General features: G+C 72.8%; 17 protein-coding genes and 1 other RNA gene. 9 read left to right on the forward strand and 9 right to left on the reverse strand.

Features of this window, described 5'->3' with window-relative positions; all coding sequences use genetic code 11:
- Positions 1-18: 18 nt before the first annotated feature.
- Positions 19-885 carry an esterase/lipase family protein gene (locus ACLJPY_RS33100; RefSeq protein ID WP_410594545.1) on the forward strand — a complete coding sequence of 289 codons (867 nt, stop codon included), beginning with the start codon at positions 19-21 and terminating at the stop codon, positions 883-885.
- On the opposite strand, the gene hutI is transcribed toward ACLJPY_RS33100, so the two are convergent.
- The 5 genes from hutI to hutH all read right to left on the reverse strand — a co-directional run bounded on the left by hutI (position 869) and on the right by hutH (position 7710).
- Positions 869-2017, reverse strand: coding sequence for an imidazolonepropionase (hutI, locus tag ACLJPY_RS33105; RefSeq protein WP_410594547.1), 1149 nt, complete (start codon positions 2015-2017; stop codon positions 869-871). The genes ACLJPY_RS33100 and hutI overlap by 17 nt on opposite strands.
- On the reverse strand, positions 2005-3237 hold the full coding sequence (locus tag ACLJPY_RS33110; protein WP_410594549.1) for a formimidoylglutamate deiminase: 1233 nt from the start codon (positions 3235-3237) through the stop codon (positions 2005-2007). The genes hutI and ACLJPY_RS33110 overlap by 13 nt, the downstream gene beginning before the upstream one ends.
- Before the next feature lie 101 nt (positions 3238-3338).
- A complete protein-coding gene (locus tag ACLJPY_RS33115) occupies positions 3339-4535 on the reverse strand; it encodes an allantoate amidohydrolase (protein ID WP_410594551.1) in 1197 nt (398 codons plus the stop codon).
- A complete protein-coding gene (hutU, locus tag ACLJPY_RS33120; RefSeq protein ID WP_410594553.1) occupies positions 4532-6184 on the reverse strand; it encodes a urocanate hydratase in 1653 nt (550 codons plus the stop codon). Before hutU ends, ACLJPY_RS33115 begins: the two co-directional genes overlap by 4 nt.
- A complete protein-coding gene (gene hutH / locus ACLJPY_RS33125) occupies positions 6184-7710 on the reverse strand; it encodes a histidine ammonia-lyase (RefSeq protein ID WP_410594555.1) in 1527 nt (508 codons plus the stop codon). The genes hutU and hutH overlap by 1 nt, the downstream gene beginning before the upstream one ends.
- Positions 7711-7907: 197 nt before the next feature.
- On the opposite strand from hutH, the gene ACLJPY_RS33130 reads away from it, so the two are divergent.
- The 3 genes from ACLJPY_RS33130 to ACLJPY_RS33140 all read left to right on the forward strand — a co-directional run bounded on the left by ACLJPY_RS33130 (position 7908) and on the right by ACLJPY_RS33140 (position 11406).
- Complete coding sequence (locus ACLJPY_RS33130; protein WP_410594557.1) at positions 7908-8690, forward strand: IclR family transcriptional regulator; 783 nt, start codon at positions 7908-7910, stop codon at positions 8688-8690.
- A 120-nt stretch (positions 8691-8810) separates the two neighbouring features.
- Positions 8811-10028, forward strand: a complete 1218-nt coding sequence (locus ACLJPY_RS33135) for an MFS transporter (RefSeq protein WP_410594559.1) — start codon at positions 8811-8813, stop codon at positions 10026-10028.
- 139 nt (positions 10029-10167) lie between these two features.
- Positions 10168-11406, forward strand: a complete 1239-nt coding sequence (locus ACLJPY_RS33140; protein WP_410594639.1) for a diguanylate cyclase — start codon at positions 10168-10170, stop codon at positions 11404-11406.
- A gap of 3 nt (positions 11407-11409) precedes the next feature.
- On the opposite strand, the gene ACLJPY_RS33145 is transcribed toward ACLJPY_RS33140, so the two are convergent.
- Together ACLJPY_RS33145 and ssrA are read right to left on the reverse strand one after the other, a co-directional pair.
- Positions 11410-11619: a hypothetical protein gene (locus tag ACLJPY_RS33145; protein WP_410594561.1), complete on the reverse strand. Its 210-nt coding sequence runs from the start codon at positions 11617-11619 to the stop codon at positions 11410-11412.
- A gap of 319 nt (positions 11620-11938) precedes the next feature.
- Positions 11939-12306, reverse strand: a transfer-messenger RNA (tmRNA) gene (gene ssrA / locus ACLJPY_RS33150).
- A 153-nt stretch (positions 12307-12459) separates the two neighbouring features.
- Here ssrA and ACLJPY_RS33155 point away from each other — a divergent pair.
- The 5 genes from ACLJPY_RS33155 (at position 12460) to ACLJPY_RS33175 (ending at position 16762) form a co-directional block, all read left to right on the forward strand.
- On the forward strand, positions 12460-13161 hold the full coding sequence (locus tag ACLJPY_RS33155; protein WP_410594563.1) for a sensor domain-containing protein: 702 nt from the start codon (positions 12460-12462) through the stop codon (positions 13159-13161).
- Positions 13158-14291, forward strand: a complete 1134-nt coding sequence (locus ACLJPY_RS33160) for a sensor histidine kinase (protein ID WP_410594565.1) — start codon at positions 13158-13160, stop codon at positions 14289-14291. The genes ACLJPY_RS33155 and ACLJPY_RS33160 overlap by 4 nt, the downstream gene beginning before the upstream one ends.
- A gap of 39 nt (positions 14292-14330) precedes the next feature.
- On the forward strand, positions 14331-14972 hold the full coding sequence (locus tag ACLJPY_RS33165) for a response regulator transcription factor (RefSeq protein ID WP_191315430.1): 642 nt from the start codon (positions 14331-14333) through the stop codon (positions 14970-14972).
- A gap of 118 nt (positions 14973-15090) precedes the next feature.
- The gene (locus ACLJPY_RS33170) at positions 15091-15315 is read left to right on the forward strand and encodes a hypothetical protein (RefSeq protein WP_410594567.1); all 225 of its coding nucleotides are present in this window, start codon (positions 15091-15093) and stop codon (positions 15313-15315) included.
- Between the two features lie 124 nt (positions 15316-15439).
- Positions 15440-16762 carry an acyltransferase family protein gene (locus tag ACLJPY_RS33175; RefSeq protein WP_410594569.1) on the forward strand — a complete coding sequence of 441 codons (1323 nt, stop codon included), beginning with the start codon at positions 15440-15442 and terminating at the stop codon, positions 16760-16762.
- Here ACLJPY_RS33175 and ACLJPY_RS33180 read toward each other — a convergent pair.
- Both ACLJPY_RS33180 and smpB read right to left on the reverse strand, forming a co-directional pair.
- Entirely contained in the window at positions 16752-17651 is a 900-nt protein-coding gene (locus tag ACLJPY_RS33180) for an amidohydrolase family protein (RefSeq protein WP_410594571.1), read from the reverse strand. The two genes, ACLJPY_RS33175 and ACLJPY_RS33180, sit on opposite strands and share 11 nt — an antisense overlap.
- Positions 17648-18130 carry an SsrA-binding protein SmpB gene (gene smpB / locus ACLJPY_RS33185; RefSeq protein ID WP_086683555.1) on the reverse strand — a complete coding sequence of 161 codons (483 nt, stop codon included), beginning with the start codon at positions 18128-18130 and terminating at the stop codon, positions 17648-17650. The genes ACLJPY_RS33180 and smpB overlap by 4 nt, the downstream gene beginning before the upstream one ends.
- Between the last annotated feature and the right edge of the window lie 38 nt (positions 18131-18168).

Consider the following 18168-nt stretch of genomic DNA (forward strand, 5'->3'; position numbering starts at 1 on the left):
GTAACTGGAGGCAACGGAATGCGGGTCACCAACGGCGGTGCCAAGCGAACCCTGGCCGTGCTCGCCGCGGCACTCACCTTCGGCGCGGTGGCGCCGTCGGTCGCGGCGGCGGCTCCGGCCGGCGGCTGGAACGACTGGGGGTGCCGCCCGTCGGCCGCCCACCCGGAGCCCGTGGTGCTGGTGCACGGCCTCGGCGCGAACGACGCCGTCAACTGGTTCTTCCACGCCCCGAAGATCGCCGCCGAGGGCTACTGCGTCTTCTCGCTGACCTACGGCACGGGCGTCCTCGGCCCGGGGGTCGGCGGGCTCGCGTCCATGCGCGACAGCGCGGCGGAGCTCGGCCGGTTCGTCGACCGGGTCCGGGCCGCGACCGGCGCCGCGAAGGTCGACATCGTCGGCCACTCCGAGGGCAGCACGATGCCCGCGTACTACCTCAAGTACGGCGGCGGCGCGGCCAAGGTCGCCCACTTCGCCGGCTTCGGCGCGAACTACCGCGGAACGACCCTCGGCGGCCTCGACGCGCTGGCCAAGGCCCTGCTGACGTCGGTGCCCGGCCTCGGCGCGGTCCTGCGCACGGCGTGCGGAGCGTGCACGGAGTACCTGGCGCCCTCGGCGTTCCTGGACGACCTCGCCCGCGGCGGCGTCCACGTCCCCGGGCCCACGTACACGAGCATCGTGAGCCGGTACGACGAAGTCGTGACGCCGTACACGAGCGGCATCCTGGGCGAGCCGGGCACGACGGACGTCGTGCTGCAGGACTTCTGCCCGGCCGACGCGTCGGGGCACCTGAGCCAGGCGGTCGACCCCAACGTCACCGGCCTGATCCTGCACGCGCTGGACTCGGGTTACCGGCCGTCCTGCACGCCGTTCACGGTGCCACTCTGACCCCGGCGCGCCACACCGCGCGGGTCAGCGGCACGCCCGGCCGGTAGGCCAGGTGCGTCACCGACGGCGCTTCGAGGACGTGGACGTCCGCCCGCGAACCGGCCCGCAGGACGCCCACGTCCTCGCGGCGCAGCGCCTTCGCGCCGCCCGCCGTCGCGGCCCAGACCGCCTCCTCGACCGTCATGCGCATCTGCAGCACCGCCGTCGCGACGCAGAAGGCCATCGACGTCGTGTAGGAGCTGCCCGGGTTGGCGTTGCTGGCCAGTGCGACGGTCGCGCCCGCGTCGAGCAGCCGCCGCGCCGGCGCGAGTGGCTGCCGAGTCGACAAGTCGCACGCGGGCAGCAACGTCGCCACCGTCTCCGCCGCCGCGAGCGCTTCGACGTCGGAGTCCGCAAGGTACGTGCAGTGGTCGACGCTGGCCGCGCCCAGCTCCACCGCCAGCCGCACGCCGGGGCCTTCGCCCAGCTGGTTGCCGTGGACCCGCAAGCCGAGGCCGCGCTCCGCCGCGGCCTTCAGCACCCGCGCCGACCGGGCCTCGTCGAACGCCCCCGTCTCGCAGAAGACGTCCGCCCAGCGGACGCTTTCCGCCACGGCGTCGAGCATTTCGCCGCACACCAGGTCCACATAGGACTCAGCGTCGGCACCGGGTGGCACCAGGTGCGCCCCGAGGAACGTCACCTCGTCGGCGACCTCCGCGGCGATCCGGGCGCTGCGGGCCTCGTCGGCGACGGTCAGCCCGTAGCCCGTCTTCGTCTCCAGGCAGGTCGTCCCCTGCCGGGCCGCCTCGTCGACGTGCCGGCGCAGGTTCGCCGCCAGCTGGTCGTCGGACGCCTCGCGCGTCGCCGCGACCGTGGTCGCGATGCCCCCGGCCGTGTAGGGCTTCCCGGCCATCCGCGCCTCGAACTCCGCGGTGCGGTCGCCGGCGAAGACCAGGTGCGTGTGGCTGTCGACCCAGCCGGGCAGGACCGCCCGGCCGTCGACGTCGACGCGCTCGTCGACGTCCGGCGCGCCCGCCGCCGGGCCCACCCACGCGACGCGCGAGCCGTCCAGCACCAGCGCCGCGTCGGACAGGCGGCCCAGCGCCGGGTCGTTGGTGGTGAGCTCGCCGATGCCCGTGATCAGGACGGCCACAGTGCCTCGATCTCCTTCGCCAAGACGGTTTCCGGCCGGTCGACCAGCAGGTGCACGCCGTCGCGCACCACCTCGCGACCGGCGACGACGACGTGCCGGACGTCCGCGCCCGACGCCGCGAACACGACTCCCGACGGCTCGATCCCGGCCGTCCGCACCGAATCCAGGGCCACGGTGACGAAGTCCGCGCCCGCCCCCTCGGCGAGCGCGCCGACCTCGGTCCACCCGATCGCCGCGTGGTCCGTGCCCGCTTCGAGGAGCTCCTCGGCGCTGAACCGGCCGCGCTCCTCGGCGGCCAGCCGGTCGTCGAGCTCCAGCGCGCGGGTTTCCTCGAAGGCGTCGACGACGGCGTTGCTGTCGCTGCCGATGCTCAGCCGCACCCCGGCGTCCCGCAGGGCGCGGGCCGGTCCGATGCCGTCGCCGAGATCGCGTTCGGTGGTCGGGCAGAAACACGCCCGCGCGCCGCTGAGCCGGTCGACGTCCGATGCGGTCAGGTGCGTGGCGTGCACGGCGACCAGCCGGTCGGTGAGCACGCCGCGGTCGGCCAGCAGCTCGGTGGGCGTGCGGCCGTAGGCGGCCTGGCACTGCTCGTTCTCGGCCCGCTGCTCCGAGAGGTGGACGTGCACCACCCGTGCACTGTCCACAAGCGACAACTGATCCGCCGGAACGGCCCGTACGGAGTGGATCGCGGCGCCGACCCGGAACAGCTCGCCTTCTTTCAGTGCTTCCACGCGCGAGGCCCACGCCGCGGCCGAGCCGTCGGAGAACCGCCGCTGGACCTCGTCGGGTTCGACGCCGATGCCACCCGCGAGGTAGCACGTGTCGAGCAGCGTCAGCCGGATCCCGGCGTCGGCCGCGGCCTGCCGCAACGCCTGCCCCATCGCGTTCGGGTCGGCGTACGGCTTCCCGCCGGGCGCGTGGTGCAGGTAGTGGAACTCCCCGACGCTGGTGTACCCGCCGAGCACCATCTCGGCGTACACCCCGCGAGCCAGCCGGTAGTAGGAATCGGGGTCGAGCCGGGACGCCAGCGCGTACATCCGCTCCCGCCAGGTCCAGAAGGTGCCGCGCTCGTGGTGCGTCCGGCCCCGCAACGCCCGGTGGAAGGCGTGTGAGTGCCCGTTCGCGAAGCCCGGCAAGGTGAGCCCGGGCAGGACCGTGCCTGTGCGCGGCGAACCCGCCGAAACGCTCGTGATCCGCCCGTCCGAGACGTCGATCCGCACGCCGGACGCGATGCCGCCGGGCAGCCAGGCCTGTGCGCACCAGAAAACTGTCGGTGCCGGACGATAGACTGGAAACGGGGGGCGCCCCCGCGGGCCGGAGGTCATCGCGCCAGCCGCTCCAGCACCGTGGCCAGCGCCGAAGCACCGGCTTCGACGTCGCCGGCCTCGGCGAACTCCTCGGGCGAGTGGCTGATGCCCCTCGGGTTGCGCACGTAGAGCATTCCCGCCGGGACGAACCCGGCGAGGATCGCGGCGTCGTGGCCGGCGCCGGTCGGCAGTTCCGGCGGCCCGCCGAGCCAGCCGCCGAGGTCGCGCCGGAGCGCGTCGTCGAACACGACGTCGTCCGAATAGGACTCCCGAGTCACCTCGACGCGACACCCCTCCTCCGCCGCGGCGGCTTCGGCGGCTTGCGCGATGTCGGCGACCAGCGCCGGAGTCGCGGTTCCCGGCACGCGCGCGTCGAGCCAGAGGTCCACAGTGGACGCGATGACGTTGGTGCCGCCCGGGGTCGGCACCAGGCGGCCGACGGTCGCCCGCGCGTCCGGTACCGCGCGGGCCAGCCGCCGGACGGCGGTGACCGTCGCGGCGGCGGGCAGCATCGGGTCGGCCCGGTCGGCCAGCAGCGTCGCCCCGGCGTGGTTCCCTTGCCCCGCGAAGGAGAACCGCCACCGCCCGTGGGCGATCACCGTGCTGCCGACCGCCACCGGCGAACCGAGGTCGACCAGCCCGCGCCCCTGCTCGACGTGCAGCTCGAGGAACTTCCCGATCAGCCCGAGCCGGTCGGGATCGGGCCCGGCCAGCGCCGGGTCGAAGCCGGCCTTCGCGGCCGCCTCGGCGAACGTGACGCCGTCGGCGTCCCGCAGCCCGCGCGCCTTGTCCGCGTCGATCGTGCCGGTGAGCAGCCGCGAGCCGAGGCACGGGACGCCGAACCGGCCGCCCTCCTCCTCGGCGAACACGACGACGGCGACCGGCTTGCCGGGCCGGAACCCGCGCTGCTGCAGGATTTCCACCGCCGCCAGGGCGCTGGCGACGCCGAGCGGGCCGTCGAACGCCCCGCCGCCGGGCACCGAGTCGAGGTGGCTGCCGGTGACGACGGCGTCCGGCCCGGGCGGGCCCCACCAGGCCCAGATGTTGCCGTTGTGGTCGGTGTCGACGTCGAGCCCGAGGCCGAGCGCGCGCTCGCCGAACCACGCGCGCAGGTCCTGCTCGGGCGCGTCGAAGACGTGCCGCGAGTAGCCGCCGCGCTTCGGGTCGCGCCCGACGCCGTCGATCTCGCCGAGGAGGCCGGAGGCGCTCACTCGGCCGCCCGCATCGGCACCCGTACCCCGCGCTCGCCCGCGACGTCGGCCGCGCGGTCGTAACCCGCGTCGACGTGCCGGAGCACGCCCATGCCCGGGTCGTTGGTGAGCACCCGCTCGAGCTTCTGCGCGGCCAGCGGCGTCCCGTCGGCGACGCTGACCTGGCCGGCGTGGATGGACCGGCCCATGCCGACACCGCCGCCGTGGTGGATGGACACCCAGCTGGCGCCGGAGGAGGTGTTGACCAGCGCGTTCAGCAGCGGCCAGTCGGCGATCGCGTCCGAGCCGTCGGCCATGCCCTCGGTCTCGCGGTACGGCGAGGCGACGCTGCCGGAGTCGAGGTGGTCGCGGCCGATGACGACCGGCGCCTTCAGTTCGCCGCTGGCCACCATCTCGTTGAACCGCAGACCGGCCAGGTGCCGTTCGCCGTAGCCGAGCCAGCAGATCCGCGCGGGCAGCCCCTGGAAGGCCACGCGCTCGCCGGCCAGCTTGATCCAGCGCGCGAGGGATTCGTTCTCCGGGAACAGCTCCAGCATCGCGCGGTCGGTCGCGGCGATGTCCTCGGGGTCACCGGACAGCGCGGCCCACCGGAACGGGCCGTTGCCCTCGCAGAACAGCGGCCGGATGTAGGCGGGCACGAACCCGGGGAAGTCGAACGCGCGCTCGCAGCCGCCGAGTTTGGCCTCGCCGCGCAGGGAGTTGCCGTAGTCGAAGACCTCGGCGCCGCGGTCGAGGAAACCGAGCATGGCGTCGACGTGGTCGGCCATCGATTCGCGCGAGCGGTCGGTGAACTCGTCGGGCTTCTTGGCCGCGTAGTCGTGCCAGTCGTCGACGCCGATGCCCTTGGGCAGGTAGGAAAGCGGGTCGTGCGCGGACGTCTGGTCGGTGACGATGTCGACCTCGACGTTCCGGCGCAGCAGCTCCGGCAGCACCTCGGCGGCGTTCCCGACGACGCCGACCGACAGCGCGCGCTTCTCCTGCTTGGCCTTCGTGACGCGGGCGATGGCGTCGTCGAGGTCGTCGGCCACCTCGTCGAGGTAGCGGGTCTCGACGCGGCGGTGCGCGCGCTGCGGGTCGCACTCGATGACCAGTGCGACGCCGTCGTTCATGGTCACCGCCAGCGGCTGCGCGCCGCCCATGCCGCCGAGGCCGGCGGTGACGGTCAGCGTGCCTTTCAACGACCCGCCGAACTTCTTCTTCGCGACGGCGGCGAACGTCTCGTACGTGCCCTGCAGGATGCCCTGGGTGCCGATGTAGATCCACGAACCCGCGGTCATCTGCCCGTACATGGTCAGGCCCTGGTGCTCCAGGCGGCGGAACTCCGGCCAGGTCGCCCAGTCGCCGACGAGGTTGGAGTTCGCGATCAGCACGCGCGGCGCCCACTCGTGCGTGCGGAACACCCCGACCGGCTTGCCCGACTGCACCAGCAGCGTCTCGTCGACGTCCAAAGTGGTCAGTTCGCGGGTGATGGCGTCGAAGCTGGCCCAGTTGCGGGCGGCCTTGCCGGTGCCGCCGTAGACGACGAGGTCCTCGGGGCGCTCGGCGACGTCGGGGTCGAGGTTGTTGTGGAACATCCGCAGCGCGGCTTCGGTCTGCCACGACTTGGCGGTGAGCTGGGTGCCGCGAGCGGCACGGACGACGCGGGACATCAGACCTCCAGACGGGCGGCGTCGAGGACGGCGCCGGAGCGGACGAGTTCTTCGGCGGCCGCGATCTCGGGCGCCAGGTGACGGTCCGGGCCGGGGCCCGCGACCTTCGTGCGGAGCAGGTCCCGGACACGGCCGGTGACCGGCGACGGCTCGAGCGGCGCCCGGAAGTCCAGCGCACGGGCCGCGGTCAGCAGCTCGATGGCCAGCACGGTCGTCAGGCCGTCGACGGCCTTGCGCAGCTTCCGCGCGGCCGACCAGCCCATGGAGACGTGGTCCTCCTGCATGGCGCTGCTCGGGATGGAGTCGACCGACGCCGGCACGGCGAGCCGCTTGAGCTCGCTGACCACCGCGGCCTGGGTGTACTGGGCGATCATGTGGCCGGAGTCGACGCCGGGGTCGTGCGCGAGGAACGGCGGCAGGCCGTGCGAGCGCGCCTTGTCGAGCATCCGGTCGGTGCGCCGCTCGGCGATGCCGGCGACGTCGGCGATCGGGATGGCCAGGAAGTCCAGGACGTACGCCACGGGCGCGCCGTGGAAGTTGCCGTTGGACTCGACGCGGCCGTCGGCCAGGACGACGGGGTTGTCCACAGCGGACATCAGCTCGCGCTCGCCGACGAGTTCGGCGTGCGCGAGGCTGTCGCGCGCGGCGCCGTGGACCTGCGGGGCGCAGCGCAGCGAGTAGGCGTCCTGGACGCGGTTGCAGTCCGGACCGCGGTGGCTCTCGACGATCTTCGACCCCTGCAGCGCCTGCCACATCCGCGCCGCGGACGTCGCCTGGCCGGGGTGCGGCCGCAGGGCCTGGAGGTCGGCGGCGAACGCGCGGTCCGTGCCGAGCAGGGCTTCGACGCTCATCGCGGCGGTGAGGTCGGCGATGTCGAAGAGCTGGTGCAGGTCGGCCGCGGCGAGCAGGAGCATGCCGAGCATCCCGTCGGTGCCGTTGGTGAGCGCGAGGCCCTCCTTCTCGGCGAGCACGACCGGCTCGATCCCGGCCTGCTTCAGCGCTTCGCCGGCGTTCACGACTTCGCCGCGGTACGTCACTTCGCCTTCGCCCATGAGCGCGAGCGCGACGGCGGCCAGCGGCGCGAGGTCGCCGGAGCAGCCGAGCGAGCCGTACTCGTGGACGATCGGGGTGATGTCGGCGTTGAGCAGGGCCGCAAGCGCTTGCGCGGTTCCCGGCCGCACGCCGGTGTACCCGCTGGCGAGGGTGCGCAGCCGCAGCAGCATCAGCGCCCGGACGACCTCGGGCTCGACGACGGGCCCGGCCCCGGCGGCGTGCGAGCGGATCAGGCTGCGCTGCAGCGCGGTCCGGCTTTCGACCGGGATGTGCCGGGTGGCGAGCGCACCGAAGCCGGTCGAGACGCCGTAGGTGGGCGTGACGGCGTGGGCGAGGTTCTCGATGTGCTGGCGCGTCGCGGCGAGGTTCTTCTCGGCGGCGTCCGTGAGCCCGACGGGCGCGTACCCGCGGACGACGTCGACGACCTGGGCGGCGGTCAGGGGTTCGGAGCCCAGGAGCACTTTTTCCGGCATGCGCCCATTGGACATCGTCCTCTCCGCTGGTGGGATGCCCCACGGAGTGGTTCTGTCTGACATCCCAGACACCTCGGGTTACCCTGGCCCCAAGCGCCCCAATGTGGCCTTCGGTGCGTCTCACGCACCCAAGGCGGCCTTCGGTGCATGAGACGCAACCAAGGCCGCCTTGGGGCGCTTCGAGCGGGAGGTGAGCGATGGGCGACAGCAGCGAAGTCCCGGCGTTGCGCCGCGGGCTCGCGGTGCTGCGGCTGCTGGCCACACGCCCGGGTCCGGTCACCGCGGCCGCGATCGCCCGGGAGGCCGCCCTCCCCCGCTCGACCACTTACCACCTGCTCAACGAGCTGGAAGCCGCCGGGTTCGTCGTCCACCTGCCCGCGGAACGCCGCTACGGCCTCGGCATCGCGGCCTTCGAGCTGGGCTCGGCGTACCTGCGCCACGATCCCCTGGAGCGGCTGGCCGGGCCGTTGCTGCGCAAGCTCGTCGACCGCGTCGGGCACACCGCCCACCTCGGCGTGCTGCACGGCAACGAATCGCTCTACCTGATCAAAGAGCGCCCGGCCCGGCCGGAAACGCTGGTGACGGAGGTCGGCGTCCGGCTGCCGGCGCAGCTGACCGCGTCCGGCCGAGCAGTCCTGCGACACCTGCCCGCCCCGCACGTCCGCGCCCTGTTCCCGGCGGCGTCGGCGTTCGTGCTGCGCACCGGCCGCGGCCCGCGCACGCTGGCCGAGCTGCGCCGCACGCTCACCGCCGAACGCCGGCTCGGCTGGTCGGTCGAGGACGGCCACGTCACGGCCGGCTTCGCGTCGGTGGCCTGCCCGGTCTTCGACCACGGCGCCCGCCCGCTGGCCGCGATCAGCGTCACCCTGCGCCACCACTGCGCGGCGGAGCCGTGCCCGGAAACGTGGCCGGACCTCGCCGCGGAAGTGGCGGCGACGGCCACCGAGCTGACCACCCGCATCGGCGGCCACCCGGCCTGACCGCCGTCGCGGGCCGTCCGGGTGCCGGGGCTGCTGCGAACGGGGCAACTGTCACCGAACGGCTCGATTCCACTCCGCTGGGTGATTACCTTGAGGGACCTGCGGTTTCGAGGGGCGCCGATGGATGACGCACGCGTGAAGAAGGCCGGGTTCGGTGCGGTGCTCGCCGTCGCCGAGTTCCGGGCGATGTGGACCGCCGAGCTGCTGTCCGTCTGCGGTGACCAGCTCGCCCGGGTGGCGCTCGCCGTGCTCGTCTTCCAGCGCACGTCCTCGGCCGCGCTGACCGGCCTCACCTACGCGCTGACGTACGTGCCGTCCCTGCTCGGCGGCATCCTGTTGGCCGGCGCGGGCGACCGGTGGCCGCGTCGGGACGTGATGGTCGCGACCGACCTGGCGCGGGCCGCGCTGGTCGCGGTCATCGCGATCCCCGGCGTCCCGCTGTGGGTGCTGTGCGTGCTCGTCGCGGTGATGACGACCCTCGGCGGCCCCTTCAAGGCGGCGCAGCAGGCGCTGCTGCCGTCCGTGCTGGAGGGTGAGCGGTACCTGGTCGGGATGGCTCTGCGGAACGTGACGATCCAGGGCGCGCAGCTGGCCGGGTTCGCCGGCGGCGGGGCCTTGATCGCCGCGTTCACCCCGTCGGTGGCGCTGGCCCTGGACGCGGTGACGTTCGGGCTGTCGGCGGTGTTCCTGGTCACCGGCGTCCGGCGGCGAGCGGCGATCGCGCAGGCGGTCCGCCCCGCCTGGCTGGCCACGACCGGCGCGGGCATCCGGCTGATCTGGCGTGACCCGGCCCTGCGGACGCTGGTCGCGCTCAACTGGCTGGCCGGGTTCTACGTCGTGCCGGAGGCGCTGGCCGCGCCGTACGCGGCGGGGATCGGCGCGGGCGCGACGCTGGTGGGGCTGCTCATGGCGGCGGACCCGGCGGGCAGCGTGGTCGGCGGCGTCGTGTTCGGCAAGTGGATCCCGGAGCGGGTGCAGCTGCGGGTGCTCGGCTGGCTCGGGATCGCCGCCGGGCTGCCGCTGGTGGTGTTCGTCTGCCGGCCGGGCCTGGCGCCGTCGGTGGCGCTGCTGGCGGTGTCCGGGCTGCTGGCGACGGGCTACAACATCACCGGCACGGTGTCGTTCATGCGGCGGGTGCCGGACGAGCACCGCGCGCAGGGCGCGGGGGTGAACTCGGCGGGCCTGATCACGGTGCAGGGGGTCGGCGCGGCCGCGGCGGGCGCGCTGGCCGACGTGCTGGGCCCGGCGCACACCATCGCCGCGGCCGGGGCGGCGGGTGCCGCGGTGGCCGTGCCGATCGCGAGGGCGTGGCGCCGGGTCGGGGTGGAGGATCGATGACCTCAGTTGTCGCGTCCGCACATGGTGCGCCTCCCTTCACGACCTCGGGCCGGACCGGTTCCGTCACCGGCCGGACACCATGAGTATGCGGACCGGGGGCGGGGTTCCGCGCCTCGGGCCGCGGATTCGTGACGTCCTCGTGGCACCACGGCGCTGGGTGCTGTGGCGCCAGGGGCCGCGGGTGGCCGGCTACTGCCTGGTGAGCGAGGTGGTGGCGGTGGTGCTGACGCTGCGCCCGTCCCCGATCGCGGTGGACCGCCGGACGCTGGCGATCCTGGCGGTGCTGCTGGTCCTCGGGGTGGCGCAGTCGGAGACGGGCCGGCGCGTGGAGCGCATCCGCCGTCGCGTGTCGGGGACGCCGCACATCAACATGACGTCGGTCTGGACGTTCGCCGGCGTCCTGCTGCTGCCCCCGCTCCTGCTGGCGGTGCTGGTCGGCGGCCTGTACACGCACCTGGCGGTCCGCAGCTGGTACCGCCTGCAGCGGGTGCCGGCGTCCCGCACGGTCAGCAACGCGGCCATCATCGTGCTGTCGTGCTACGCGGCCCAGTCGGTGCTGCGCGTTTCGGACGCGTCCGACGTGCGCGCCGCCTTCTCGCGCGGCTGGGCGGGCACGTTCGCGATCGCGGCGGCGGGCGTGACGTTCTTCGCGGTGAACGCCCTGCTGGTGCTGCCGGCGCGCCGCGAAGTCGGCCGGACGCCGGAGGCGCTGTTCGGGACGTGGGCGGACAACGGCCTCGAGGTGGCGACGCTGTGCCTGGGTGCGCTGAACGCGGTGGCGCTGGCGACGTTGCCGGGCCTGGTGGTGCTGGTGTTCCCGCCGTTGCTGCTGCTGCACCGCACGGTGCTGGTGAAGCAGCTGGAGGTGGCGGCCCACCGGGACGAGAAGACGGGTCTGTACAACACGAGCGGCTGGCACGCGCTGGCGGAGCGAACCCTCGCGGCGGCGGCGCGCCAGGGGTCGACGTTCGGGTTGCTGATGCTGGATCTGGACCACTTCAAGCAGGTGAACGACACGTACGGCCACTTGGCGGGCGACGCGGTCCTGAAGGCGGTGGCCCAGTCGATCATCGCGGCGGTCCGCGGCCGCGGCGACGCGGTGGGCCGCTTCGGCGGCGAGGAGTTCGTGGTGCTGCTGCCGGGGATCACCCAGCCGGACATCGGCCCGGTGGCCGAGCGCATCCGCCGCGCGATCAGCGCACTGGAGGTCCCGGCGGGCCAGCTGTCGATAACGGGCCTGACGGTCTCGATCGGCATAGCGGTGTACCCGACAGCAGGCGCTTCGCTACAGCGCCTGCTGGACGCCGCGGACACGGCGCTCTACCACGCAAAAGCAACGGGCCGGAACAAGGTGGTCCACGTCGCAGATCTGGTGTGAGGGTCAGGCGGTCCGCTGCCGCCGTCCGGCGTCGAGCCCGAGCATGGCGAGCAGTTCAGCGCAGTCGTGGACGTCGGCGGAGTGACCGGCCACGGTGAGCACGGCACGATCGTTCTGCTCGCCGAGGCGAACCGCCTCTTCAGCCCGGATAACGCCCATCCGGCTGTCTTCGTCATTGGCAAGGGAACTGCCACTACGCCGGGCCCAGGTCATCTGGCCACCTACTTCCGACTCCACGGGTGCGGAGCCATGGTCGGACCCCAAGCATGACACTAACGAGAATTTCACTCACAAGTGGCCCCCACCACACCCCCACAACCCAACCCGCCAAAAACCGATCACCGCAGGTCAACACCCCCCGCGAACGCTCCGGTTACCCCGGCGACCCGCCGTCTGACCCACCACCCAACGCAACCACGGTGGGGGGTCCAGGGGGGCGAAGCCCCCCTGGCGGGGGCTTGGGGGTCCGACCCCCAAACAAGCACCCGAGAACGAGAGAAGGCCCAGCCCCGAAGGGGCGTGGGCCTTCTCGAAGTGGAGGTGCCGGGAATTGAACCCGGGTCCTCTGGCGTATCGACAGGACTTCTCCGTGCGCAGTCCGCTACGTCTCTGCTTGGCTCCCTCAATCACGCGAACAAGCTGAGGTGACGAGCCCAGCCACTGTTTGCTTCACGACTGTTCCCCGTGGCCGGGACAGTCGCTGAGCCTCCTAGCTGATGCCGGTACCCGGGCCGGAGGCGAACCCGGGCCGACAGAGTCGCACTCGCTCAGGCGGCGAGGGCGAACTCGCGCTGACTGGAGTCGGCGCTTATTGGTTTGCGATGACGCTTACGGTGGTCTCTCGCCTGCACCGGCACGCTTCTCCTGACTCAACGTCCAAAGTCGAAACCGTTCACCCCCTTGTCGGGACACAACCTGTCCATCATAACGCGCGGCGCCACCGCATTAGTCCGGGTGGGGTGGGGCCAGCCCTACCGCGGGGATGCCCGCTCGCACCATGTCGCGGGGAGCCGCCGGCGGGCGATGCTGGGGGCCGTGGGAAGGAGCGCGGTCATGGTGCGCGAAAGGCGGGATCCGCCGTTCGGTGGTTCGGTGGTGTTCTTGCTGATGAACCTGCCGGTGGGGGTGGTGGCGTTCGGGTTGCTGACGGCGTTCACGGCGGCCGGGGTGGGGACGGCGGTCGTGTGGGTCGGGGTCGGCTTGCTCGCCGTGCTGCTGCTCGCCGTGCGGGGGGCGGCGCGGCTGGAGCGGGCGCGGGTCTACGCGCTGCTGGACCACTACATCGACCTGCCGTACCTGCCGTTGCCCGCCGGCAAGCAGACCGTGCGGTGGAAGGCGCGGCTGAAGGATCCGTCGACCTGGCGGGACTTCGCCTACTTCGCGCTGCTCTTCCCGGTGGGCCTGGTGGAGTTCGTGCTCGTGACGACGTTCTGGGCGACGAGCCTGGCGCTGGTGGCCCTGCCGGTGTACTTCCGGTGGCTGCCGGGCGGGGAGTACCGGTTCCCGAACTCGGAGGTGCCGTGGCTGACCGTGAACTCGACGGTGGAGGCGCTACCGTGGGCGGCGCTGGGGGTGTTGTTCGTCGCGTTGTCGGTGGCGCTGACCAAGGCGCTGGCGGGGACGCACGCCCGGCTGGCGGAAGGGCTGCTGGGGCCGACGGTCGCGCAGCGCCGCCGGATGGAGCGCTGGTGGGAAGGCTCGGAAGAGCACAACGCCGAAAACAACCCGGAAGAGAAGAACCTGGTGGCGGGATGACCGAGGCGCAGCAACTGGAGCACCCGCGGCCGCACCCGGCTCGCACGATCCTCTACATGATCGCCGGCTTCTTCTTCCGGCTCGTGCAGTTCGTGCTGATCGTGGTCGGCATCGCGGTGGGGGTGTCGACGGCGGTGATCTGGATCGGGTTCCCGATCCTGCTGGCGACGACGAGCTTCGTCCGCTGGTCCGGTGACCGCGAGCGGGGCTGGGCGGGGCGGATGCTGAGCGTGCCGTTGCCGCCGGTGCAGCGGCGGCCGTACGAAGAGGGCCAGCCGCTGCTGCGGCGGTGGATGGTCCGGCTGAGCGACGCGACGACGTGGCGTGACCTGGCCTATCTGATGGCGGCGTTCCCGCTGGCGTGCGCGGAGGTCGCGATCGCGCTGGCGTCGATCGTGCTGCTGCCGATGGCGATCTGGGTGACGCCGTGGCTGGGCTGGCTGCACGGCGAGCTGGCGCTGGCGCTGCTGGGGCCGGACCGGACGAAACGGCTGGAGCAGAAGGCCGAGCGGCTGCAGGCGTCGCGGGCCCGCGGTGTCGACGCCGCCGAGGCCGAACGCCGTCGCATCGAGCGTGACCTGCACGACGGCGCGCAGCAGCGGCTGGTGGCCGTCGCGATGAGCCTGGGCCGCGCGAAGTCGAAGTTCGACCAGGACCCGCAGGCGGTCCGCGAGCTGATCGACGAGGCGCACTCGGACGCGAAGCTCGCCGTGTCGGAGCTGCGTGACCTGGCGCGCGGCATCTACCCGGCCGTCCTCGGCGACCGGGGGCTGGACGCGGCGTTGTCGGCGCAGGCGGCGAAGTCGCCGATCCCGGTGGACGTCTCGGTGGCCGTCGAGCCGCGGCCGCCCGCCGCGGTGGAGACGACGGCGTACTTCATCGTCGGCGAGACGCTGACGAACATCGCGAAGCACTCCGGAGCGACCGAAGCGGAGGTCAAGGTCTGGCGGACCGACGACCACGTCGTCGTCGAGATCACCGACAACGGTCACGGCGGCGCGGAGGTGCGTCCCGGCGGCGGGCTGGCCGGCCTGGCCGACCGCGCCGCGACGATCGACGGCGTCATCACCGTGGTCAGCCCGGTGGGCGGGCCGACCGTGATCCGGGCGGACCTGCCCTGCCAGTGGTGAATAGGCTGGACCCCGTTCATCCACGGACTTGGGGGCCGGATGCGGGTAGTCATCGCCGAGGACGCCGTGCTGCTGCGGGCCGGGGTGACCCGCCTGCTCGCCGACGAGGGCATCGAGACGGCCGCGGCCGTCGACAACGGGGACGACCTGCTCGGCGCGGTCAAGGAACACCGGCCCGACCTGGCGATCGTCGACGTCCGGATGCCGCCGACGTTCACCGACGAGGGCCTGCGCGCGGCCTTGGCGGCGCGCAAGGAGATCCCGGGGCTGCCGGTGCTGGTGCTTTCGCAGTACGTCGAGGAGTCCTACGCGGTGGAGCTGCTCTCCGGCGGCGCCGGCGGGGTCGGTTACCTGCTCAAGGAGCGCGTGGCCGACGTCGCGGACTTCCTCGACGCGGTCCGCCGCGTGGCGGGCGGCGGCACGGCGATCGACCCGGACGTGATCGCCCAGCTGATGGCCCGCGGCCGCCGCAACCCCCTGGACGCGCTGACGGCCCGCGAGTCCGAGGTACTGGGCCTGATGGCGCAGGGCCTGTCGAACACGGCGATCGCGAATTCGCTGGTCGTTTCGCACGGCGCCGTGGAGAAGCACATCGGCAACATCTTCTCGAAACTCGGCCTCGAAGCGAGCGCGGAGGAACACCGCCGTGTCCGTGCGGTGTTGACTTACCTGGGCCGCTGAGCGACGGACGGTGACCGGAAGTCCCGTAAGGTGGACAACGGGTCACCCGTTCCGCGGGCGGCACCGCTGTGAGCGCTCACCTACCATGAGCGGACCCGCCGGCGAGAGGAGCGCGCAGATGTCCGACGAGATCCGCTGCGTCCGCTTCTTCGGCGGCCCGCTCGACGGCCGCGTCCAGGAGCTCGGGGACGCCGAGCCGATCCCCGGCACCGTCATCCGGCACATCCACCTGCACGGCGGCCCGAAGATCGAAACCCGCTACGAGCTCGGCCTGACCGAGACCGGCTGGGAGTACCGCGTCGCGGCGACGCAGCACGAACCCGAGCCGGACGGCTCGCGGTAGGGACAACCCCCGGATGCGTCGGGGTGGTAGGGCTAACCCCCGGGTCCGGCGGGGGTGAACAGGACTCCGGAAAGACCGGTCAGCACCGCTGTTTCCCCAGGCCGAAGCGGCCAGGCTGAACGGCATGCAGACAAGCCAGGGGGTCGCGAGCGGCGGCCGGGACCGGTTCCTCGACGTCGTCCGGGCGGGGGCCATCCTCGCGGTCATCGCCCAGCACTGGACCATGCCGGTGCTCTCCTACTCCGACGGGCACCTCGCCACCGGCAACGCCCTCGCGACCCCGGGCTGGTGGGTCGTCACCTGGTTGTCGCAAGTGATGCCCTTGGTCTTCTTCGCCGGCGGGGCGGCCAACCTGATTTCCTTCCGCCGCGCGGCATCCACGCGGCAGTGGCTCGCCGCGCGCATCAAGCGCCTGATGGTGCCGGTGCTGCCGCTGATGGCGGTGTGGCTGATCGTGCCGGACTTCCTGCGCGGCCTGGGCGTGCCGCCGCAGCCGGTGCAGGTCGCGAGCGCGATCGCCGCGCAGCTGCTGTGGTTCCTGGCCGTGTACGTGCTGGTCGTGCTGCTCACGCCGCTCATGGTCGCCGCGCACCGGCGCTGGGGGCTGAAGGTGCCGCTCGTCATGGGCGCCGCCGGTGTGCTCGTCGACGTCGCGCGCTTCAACGACTTGGGCTACCTCGGTTACGCCAACGCGGTCTTCGTCTGGGTCGCGGTGCACCAGCTGGGCTTCCACTACGTCGAAGGCCGCCTCGGTGCGCTGACCCGCCGCGTCGCGCTGACGCTGTCGGGCGCCGGGTTCGGCGTCACCGCGCTGCTGGTCGCGTTCGGACCGTACCCGGCCAGCATGATCGGCATGCCGGGCGCGCCGGTGTCGAACATGAGCCCGCCGACCGTGCTGCTCGCCTTCCTCGCCGTCGGCCAGATCGGCCTGCTGCTCGCCTTCCGCCCGCAGCTCAACGCGTTCGCGGCGCGTCCCGGCGTCGGCGCCGGCCTCGGCTGGCTCGGCGCGCGGTTCATGAGCGTCTACCTCTGGCACATGCCGGCGCTGGTCGTGGTGGCGGGCGTGACGGTATACGGCCTCGGCTACGAGACCCCGGCACCGGGCACGGTGTTCTGGCTCATCATGGCGCCCGCGTGGTTCGCGGCGTGCGGGCTGGTGCTGCTCGGGCTGCTGCGGCTGTTCGCCCACTTCGAACTGCAGCGCGACACCGGCGCGCTCACCGCCCGGACGCCGCAGCTGGTCGCGGCCGGGCTCATGGTCTCGGGTGGCCTGCTCGGCCTGGCGGCGCACGGGTTCGCCCCGCTCTCGGACGGCATCGCGCACGGCCCGGTGCCCTGGGTGGTCCTGGCCACCGCCGGCTTCCTGCTGGCCGGCAAGCAGGTGCCGGTGGTGGACCTGCTGGGCCGCGCGGTCGACGTGAGCGAGCGAGCCGCTCTCAAGCGTTGAGCAGGCGCACGGGCGTGTCGTGCAGGACCGCCCGCAGGAACGGCTCGCCCAGGCGGTCGTCGGCGGCCGCCCAGCCGGCGATCGCCTGCAGCTGCGTCGCGTAGGGGTACGGGATGTTCGGGAAGTCCGTGCCGAGCACCACGCGGTCGGCGTACGCGGCCAGCCGCGCGGTCCAGTCCTCCGGCAGCGGCGACATCGCCTCGGCGAACGGCACGCCCACCATCGTGGTGTCCAGGTGCACCCGCGGGTACTTCGCCATCAGGTCGAACGCCGCCCCGAACTCCGGCATCGCCGCGTGCGCGAGCACCGCGGTCAGGTTCGGGTGCCGCGCGAGGACCTCGCCGAAGACCGACAACCCGGTGAAGTCGCCCCGCAACGGACCGTGTCCACAGTGGACGACGACGGGGACGCCCGCGTCGGCCAGCGCACCCCACACCGGCTTCAGCAGGTCGTCCCGCGGGTCGTACGCACCCACCTGGACGTGCGCCTTGAACACCCGGGCGCCGGCGCGCAGCGCACCGTCCACAGCGGACCCGGCGCCGGGCTCGGGGTAGAACGTCCCGGTCGGCACCGCGTCCGGGACCCGCGCGGCGAACTCGAGCGCCCACTCCGTCAGCCACTCCGCCATCCCCGGCTTGTGCGGGTAGACCAGCGGCGCGAAGCGCGTGACACCGAGCGAACGCAGCGTCGCCAGACGCTCCTCTTCGGACGTCCGGTAGAACACCGGCCACTCGGTGCCGTAGTGCGTCGAGGCCGCGTCGAAGTACGCCCAGACCTTGTCCATCACCGGTTTCGGCAGGAAGTGGACGTGCAGGTCGACCAGGCCCGGCAGGCCCAGCGACGCCGTCCAGCGCGCGACGTCGGCGTCCGAGGCGGGGCCCGGCGTCACTCCGTGAACCGGCCCTTCAGCGCGCGGCCCATGGCCTTCCTGATGTCGCGGTCCGCGTCGCGCTTGGCCAGCGCCTGCCGCTTGTCGTAGGCCTTCTTGCCCTGGGCCAGCGCGATCTCGACCTTGACCTTGCCGTCCTTGAAGTACATCGACAGCGGGACCAGGGAGAGCCCGCTCTCCTTGGTCTTGCCGATCAGCTTCTCGATCTCGCGCCGGTGCAGCAGCAGCTTCCGGGTGCGCCGCGGCGTGTGGTTGGTCCACGTGCCCTGCGTGTACTCCGGGATGTGCACGTTGCGGAGCCACACTTCGCCGTCGTCGACCGTCGCGAACGCGTCCGCCAGCGACGCCTTGCCCTCGCGCAGGCTCTTCACCTCGGTACCGACGAGCACGAGACCGCACTCGTAGGTGTCGAGGATGGAGTAGTCGTGCCGCGCCTTGCGGTTCGACACGATCACCTTCTGACCACGTTCCTTGGGCATACGACCACTCTACGTGATTCCGGTGGCGACGAGCAGCC

The sequence above is a fragment of the Amycolatopsis sp. lyj-23 genome (assembly GCF_046549135.1).
Classification (GTDB): Bacteria; Actinomycetota; Actinomycetes; order Mycobacteriales; family Pseudonocardiaceae; genus Amycolatopsis.

Bases quoted from the DNA above. Each gene is read 5' to 3' on its own strand.
- ACLJPY_RS33160 (WP_410594565.1), top strand. From the start codon at position 13,158: ATGACCGAGGCGCAGCAACTGGAGCACCCGCGGCCGCACCCGGCTCGC.
- ACLJPY_RS33135 (WP_410594559.1), top strand. From the start codon at position 8,811: ATGGATGACGCACGCGTGAAGAAGGCCGGGTTCGGTGCGGTGCTCGCC.
- ACLJPY_RS33155 (WP_410594563.1), top strand. From the start codon at position 12,460: ATGGTGCGCGAAAGGCGGGATCCGCCGTTCGGTGGTTCGGTGGTGTTC.
- ACLJPY_RS33130 (WP_410594557.1), top strand. From the start codon at position 7,908: ATGGGCGACAGCAGCGAAGTCCCGGCGTTGCGCCGCGGGCTCGCGGTG.
- hutH (WP_410594555.1), bottom strand. From the start codon at position 7,710: ATGCCGGAAAAAGTGCTCCTGGGCTCCGAACCCCTGACCGCCGCCCAG.
- ACLJPY_RS33100 (WP_410594545.1), top strand. From the start codon at position 19: ATGCGGGTCACCAACGGCGGTGCCAAGCGAACCCTGGCCGTGCTCGCC.
- ACLJPY_RS33170 (WP_410594567.1), top strand. From the start codon at position 15,091: ATGTCCGACGAGATCCGCTGCGTCCGCTTCTTCGGCGGCCCGCTCGAC.
- ACLJPY_RS33145 (WP_410594561.1), bottom strand. From the start codon at position 11,619: ATGACCTGGGCCCGGCGTAGTGGCAGTTCCCTTGCCAATGACGAAGAC.
- ACLJPY_RS33175 (WP_410594569.1), top strand. From the start codon at position 15,440: ATGCAGACAAGCCAGGGGGTCGCGAGCGGCGGCCGGGACCGGTTCCTC.
- ACLJPY_RS33165 (WP_191315430.1), top strand. From the start codon at position 14,331: ATGCGGGTAGTCATCGCCGAGGACGCCGTGCTGCTGCGGGCCGGGGTG.
- smpB (WP_086683555.1), bottom strand. From the start codon at position 18,130: ATGCCCAAGGAACGTGGTCAGAAGGTGATCGTGTCGAACCGCAAGGCG.
- hutU (WP_410594553.1), bottom strand. From the start codon at position 6,184: ATGTCCCGCGTCGTCCGTGCCGCTCGCGGCACCCAGCTCACCGCCAAG.